Source organism: Sphingopyxis sp., from assembly GCF_035250425.1.
Taxonomy (GTDB): Bacteria; Pseudomonadota; Alphaproteobacteria; order Sphingomonadales; family Sphingomonadaceae; genus Sphingopyxis.
On the sequence record NZ_DATFFD010000294.1, the window covers coordinates 1 to 5597 of the forward strand.

A 5597-nucleotide genomic window follows, 5' to 3' on the forward strand; every position below is an offset into this window, starting at 1 on the left:
CTGGAATGGGAGGCCGGGTGGGGGAGCGGGCCGGTGCCGTTTTCCCTTCTAACGTTCGCCTTGGAGCAAGCCCCGCTCGGCGATGCGCGCGACGACGGCGTCGCGCACCGAAGGCGTCACGAATTTGTGGATGTCGCCGCCAAAGATCGCGATTTCCTTGACCAGCCGCGACGCGATCGGCTGAAGACTGACGTCGGCCATCAAAAAGACGGTTTCCACGCGGGCGTTGAGCTGGCGGTTCATGCCGGTCAGCTGATACTCATATTCGAAATCGGTGACGCCGCGAATACCGCGAATGATGATCGACGCGCCCTGGGCGTCGGCGAAGTCCATCAGCAGCGAATTGAACCCAACGACCTCGACGTCTCCGTCGATCCCCGCGACTTCGGCCTTGACCATCGCGATCCGCTCGTCGTCTTCGAACAAGGGCGATTTCGCGATATTGGTGGTCACGCCGATGATCAGCCGGTCGACCAGCTTCGCGCCGCGGCGGATGATGTCCATATGCCCGAGCGTGATCGGGTCGAAGGTTCCGGGATAAACCCCAATGCGCATCAACGGTCCCTTTCCACCACATAACGGGCGATCGCGCGCAGCAGCGCCGCCTCTTCGCCAAAACTCGCGAGATGTCCGATCGCCTGGTCGACGAGCGCGGTCGCCTGTTCGCGCGCGCGCTCGAGCCCCATCAGGGTGACGAAGGTCGCCTTGCCCGCGGCGTCGTCCTTGTGCAGCGCCTTGCCCGCGAGTTGCTCGTCGCCCTCGACGTCCATGATGTCGTCGGCGATCTGGAACGCGAGCCCGATGTCGCGCGAATAGGCGCGCAGCGGCGCGCGGCCCTCGGGCGGGATGCGCGCGAGGATCGCGCCGGCCTCGACCGAAAAGGCGATCAGCGCCCCGGTCTTGAGCTGTTGCAGCCGCGTTACCGTCGGCAGGTCGAAATTCGACGTCTCGGCGGCGAGGTCCATCATCTGTCCGCCCGCCATCCCCGCCGGCCCCGCGGCGCGCGCGAGTTCGCAGCACAGCTCGCCGCGCACGAAGGGATCGGCGCTCGTCACCGGATCGCACAGCCATTCGAACGCGAGGGCATGGAGCGAATCGCCCGCGAGCACGGCGGTCGCCTCGTCATACGCCTTGTGCACCGTCGGTTTGCCGCGGCGCATGTCGTCATCGTCCATGCACGGCAAATCGTCGTGGATCAGCGAATAGACGTGCATCGCCTCGACCGCCGCCCCGACGCGTAGGGTCAGCATGCGGTCGACGTGGAACAGATCGCCCGCGGCACGGACGAGCAGCGGACGCAGCCGCTTGCCGCCGGCCACCGCCGCGTGGCGCATCGCTTCATAGAGCGGTCCGCGCGGGTCGGACGGAACGGCGAGCAGTTGATCGAACAGCGCGTCGATCCCCGCCGCGACCTCATTCTGGGTGGAAAGCAGCAATTGCCTCTCGCGCGAAACTTCGCTGTCGACGAGCGCCACCGCGGATCAGCTTTCGCCGAAGGGGGTCGTTCCCGCCGGTCGGCCGTCGGCGCCGAGGCTGACCTGTTCGATGCGCGCCTGCGCCGCGGCGAGCCGCGCCTCGCAATGGCCGCGCAGCGCATGGCCGCGCTCATAGAGCGTCACCGATTCCTCAAGGCTGACATCGCCGCTCTCGAGCCGCCGAACGATCGTTTCGAGCTCGCCCATCGCCGCTTCGAACGACAGCGAGGCGATATCGGCGGCGCCAAGGGTTTCAGGGGCGGGTTCGGGGGTATCCGTCATGGCCCTGCTTTGGCCCGTTCGCCCCCCCGTGGTCAAGCTTGACGTCGCGCCGGCGGTTTCGGCTGCCACCCGACGGAAATATCGTTGCGAGCCTGGGGCGCCGTCCGCTTTGGGGGGTTGGGAGCGGACGTCAGCCGCGTTCGAATATAATCGTCGCCCCCGCGAAGGCGGGGGCCGCTGGACAGGTAGCGCAAGGCCGACGGCGGCCCCCGCCTTCGCGGGGGCGACGGTCATTTTCGGTCGTTTCGGCCATCCCCTCATATCCGTCAGCCCCCTTCGCGCCGCGCAATCGCGGTTCTGTTTTTTGCAATTGCCCGCGCCGCGCGAGACAGTCATGTTGCACTGCACAAGAAGAGAGGGGCTCCGAAGGCAAGTTTTGTTCATCAGACAAGGACTTGCATCATGAAAAAATTCATTCTCCCCGCCCTCGGCCTGCTCGCGCTGGCACCGTCCGTCGCGCTTGCGAAGGATGCGCCGACCAACCGCTTCGAGCATGAGGGCAGCACCTACAGCTATAGCGTCACGCAGGTCGGCGACACGCGCGTGATCAGCGGCGTCGAGGAACGCACCGGCAAGCCGTTCACGCTCCGCGTCGGCCAGCACCGCGTCCGCGGCACAGTCGGTTCGCAGCAGGTGAGCTTCGCGCTGCGCGACGTCGCCCCGCTCGTGAAGCCGGCAGCCACCCTCGCCTCGCGCTGATCCGTCTCTCCGACAGCAGGCCCCATGGTGCAAAAATGCATCATGGGGTCTGTTCGTTTCGCGCGCCCAAAAATAGGGACAGTCCCTATTTAATTTTGGTGGGGCGTCCTCGTCGCTTGAGGGTAAGGCGGTCCCCGAAATGGCCTGCATGCGCGGCAAGCCACGACGCTGCCGCGCGCGGACGGCCCGACAGCAACGCCGCCTCGATGACCTGCTCGTCCTCTTCGGCCGCCTCCAGCCCCTTTGCGAGCATCGCGCGCCAATTCGGAATCGCACCGGCAAACGCGTTGCCGGTGACGAGCCGGTCCGGACGCCGCGCGATATGCGCCGCGGCGCTCGACCAGGCCCATTGCTCGGCCGCATCGACCAGCCCGGCCGTGACCGGGTTGTTTTCGACATAGCGCAACGCGACCATCAGATGCGCGTCGTCCATCGCATAGCTGGCGTAGCGTCCTTGAAAAAGGTGGCCGCTCGTCTGCTGCATGAGGTTGATCCGTTGCGACAAGCGGGTCGAAGCACTGGCAATTGGCCCACGCAGGCCATCGACGGTCGAGGGCACCAGGATAAGATGGACGTGATTATCCATCAGGCACCACGCCAGGCACGTGGTGCCGAAGCGCTGGCACCCCTCGGCCAGCCAATCGACGTAGCGACTGCGATCGGCATCGGAAAAGAAGATCGGCTGACGGCGGTTGCCGCGCTGGACCACATGGTGCGGGGCGCCGGGGATCACGATACGGGATGAGCGAGGCATCGGCCCTCCAATAAATAGGGACAGTCCCTATTTATTGGCGCGCTTTGACCCGCCCGACAAGCGCGTTCGCAAATAAATAGGGACTGTCCCTATTTATTGAGCCTGTTCGGTTTGCGCACGGGCCGCTAAAGGCGCGCCATGACTCAGACCGCAACCGCGCCCGCCTCCGTCATCACCCCCCAGGTCGTCGCCGACCACGGCCTGTCGCCGGAAGAATATGAGCGCGTCCTCGCCGCGCTCGGGCGTGAGCCGAACCTTGTCGAACTCGGCATCTTCTCGGTCATGTGGTCCGAGCATTGCAGCTATAAAAGCTCGCGCCTCCACCTCAAGAAACTGCCGACCGAAGCGCCCTGGGTGATCTGCGGCCCCGGCGAGAATGCCGGCGTGATCGACATCGGCGAAGGCCCGGACGGCAAGAAGCTCGCCGCGATCTTCAAGATGGAGAGCCACAACCACCCGTCATATATCGAACCCTATCAGGGCGCGGCGACCGGGGTCGGCGGCATTTTGCGCGACGTCTTCACGATGGGCGCGCGCCCCGTCGCGAACCTCAACGCGCTGCGTTTCGGCCGCCCCGACCATCCGAAGATGAAGCATCTCATCTCGGGCGTCGTCCACGGCATCGGCGGCTATGGCAATTGCGTCGGCGTCCCCACCGTCGGCGGCGAGGTCAATTTCCACAAGGCGTATGACGGCAATATCCTCGTCAACGCGATGACCGTCGGCGTCGCCGAGCAGGACAAGATCTTCTATTCGGCCGCGAGCGGCGTCGGCAATCCGATCGTCTATGTCGGCTCGAAGACCGGCCGCGACGGCATCCACGGCGCGACCATGGCAAGCGCGGACTTCGGCGAGGATGCCGAGGAAAAGCGCCCGACGGTGCAGGTCGGCGACCCCTTCACCGAAAAATTGCTGATCGAGGCGTGCCTCGAACTGATGGCGTCGGACGCGATCGTCGCGATCCAGGACATGGGCGCCGCGGGCCTCACCTCCTCGTCGGTCGAAATGGCGTCGAAGGGCGGCGTCGGCCTCCACCTCAAGATGGACGATGTGCCGCAGCGCGAGACCGGCATGACCGCCTATGAGATGATGCTGTCCGAATCGCAGGAACGCATGCTCATGGTGCTGAAGCCCGGCCGCGAGGATTTCGCCGCCGCGATCTTCCACAAATGGGAACTCGATTTCGCGGTCATCGGCACCGTCACCGATACGGGGCGCATGGTGCTCGAACATCATGGCGAGATCGTCTGCGACATCCCGCTCGCCCCGCTCGCCGACGACGCGCCGCTCTATGACCGCCCGCATGTCCCGACCCCGAAGCAGGCGGAACTCACCAACGTCCCCGAGACCAAGGACGTCGCGGCCGACCTCAAGACCTTGATGGGCACCCCCGACATCGCGAGCCGCCGCTGGATCTGGGAGCAATATGACAGCCAGGTCGGCGGCGACACGGTGCAGATCGGCGGCGACGCCGCGCTCGTCCGCATCCACGGCACCAACCGCGCGCTCGCCATGTCGACCGACTGCACCCCGCGTTATTGCTACGCCGACCCCGTCGAGGGCGGCAAGCAGGCGGTCGCCGAAACCTGGCGCAACATCAGCGCGGTCGGCGCCACTCCCTTGGCGATCACCAACTGCCTCAACTTCGCCAATCCGCAGCGCCCCGAGATCATGGGCCAGATCACCGGCTGCCTCGACGGCATGGCGCAGGCTTGTATCGCGCTCGACTATCCGATCGTGTCGGGCAACGTCAGCCTCTACAATGAATCGAAGGCGACCGGCGGCGGCAGCGCGATCCTGCCGACCCCCGCGATCGGCGGCGTCGGCGTGATCGAGGACCTGAACAAGGCGGTCGGCATCGGCTTCAAGCGCACCGGCGACATCGTGCTCGCGGTCGGCGAGCGCGCCGGCCATCTCGGCCAGTCGGTGTGGCTGCGCGAAATCCACGGCCGCGAGGAAGGCCCGCCGCCGCCCGTCGACCTCCGCGCCGAAAAGCGCACCGGCGACTTCATTCGCGGCGCGGTGGGCGCGGGCTGGATCACGGCATGCCACGACGTGTCGGACGGCGGCATGGCGGTGACGCTCGCCGAAATGGCGCTGAAGTCGAATATCGGCGTACTCGTCAGCGAAGAACAGCCGTTCGGCGTCGCCGAAAGCTTCTTCGGCGAGGATCAGGGGCTCTACCTCGTGACGGTGTGCGACACCTGCCTCGCCGACTTCCTCGACGCCGCGGGCCGCGCCGACGTGCCCGTCGATCCGGTCGGCCGCACGATCAAGGACCGCATCGTCTTCGAACTCGAGGGCAGCGACCATCAGGTGACGCTCGCGGAACTCCGCGAAGCGCATGAGGGTTTCTTCCCGAACCTGATGGGAGCCGACGCGGCGCT

General features: G+C 66.1%; 6 protein-coding genes. 2 read left to right on the forward strand and 4 right to left on the reverse strand.

Going from position 1 to position 5597, the window contains the following annotated elements; translation table 11 throughout:
- Positions 1-48 precede the first annotated feature (48 nt).
- Genes coaD through VJ811_RS17855 form a run of 3 tightly spaced genes read right to left on the reverse strand, consistent with a single transcriptional unit; the run spans position 49 to position 1757 of the window.
- A complete protein-coding gene (coaD, locus tag VJ811_RS17845) occupies positions 49-555 on the reverse strand; it encodes a pantetheine-phosphate adenylyltransferase (RefSeq protein ID WP_324074884.1) in 507 nt (168 codons plus the stop codon).
- Complete coding sequence (locus VJ811_RS17850; protein ID WP_324074888.1) at positions 555-1436, reverse strand: farnesyl diphosphate synthase; 882 nt, start codon at positions 1434-1436, stop codon at positions 555-557. The genes coaD and VJ811_RS17850 overlap by 1 nt, the downstream gene beginning before the upstream one ends.
- 45 nt (positions 1437-1481) lie before the next feature.
- Positions 1482-1757, reverse strand: a complete 276-nt coding sequence (locus VJ811_RS17855) for an exodeoxyribonuclease VII small subunit (RefSeq protein ID WP_037514504.1) — start codon at positions 1755-1757, stop codon at positions 1482-1484.
- A gap of 402 nt (positions 1758-2159) precedes the next feature.
- Between VJ811_RS17855 and VJ811_RS17860 the strand changes: the two genes are divergently transcribed.
- A complete protein-coding gene (locus VJ811_RS17860) occupies positions 2160-2456 on the forward strand; it encodes a hypothetical protein (protein WP_324074885.1) in 297 nt (98 codons plus the stop codon).
- A gap of 85 nt (positions 2457-2541) precedes the next feature.
- On the opposite strand, the gene VJ811_RS17865 is transcribed toward VJ811_RS17860, so the two are convergent.
- A complete protein-coding gene (locus tag VJ811_RS17865) occupies positions 2542-3189 on the reverse strand; it encodes a transposase (RefSeq protein WP_324074886.1) in 648 nt (215 codons plus the stop codon).
- A 159-nt stretch (positions 3190-3348) separates the two neighbouring features.
- Here VJ811_RS17865 and purL point away from each other — a divergent pair.
- The coding region (purL, locus tag VJ811_RS17870) for a phosphoribosylformylglycinamidine synthase subunit PurL (protein WP_324074887.1) at positions 3349-5597 on the forward strand (2249 nt) is incomplete at its 3' end.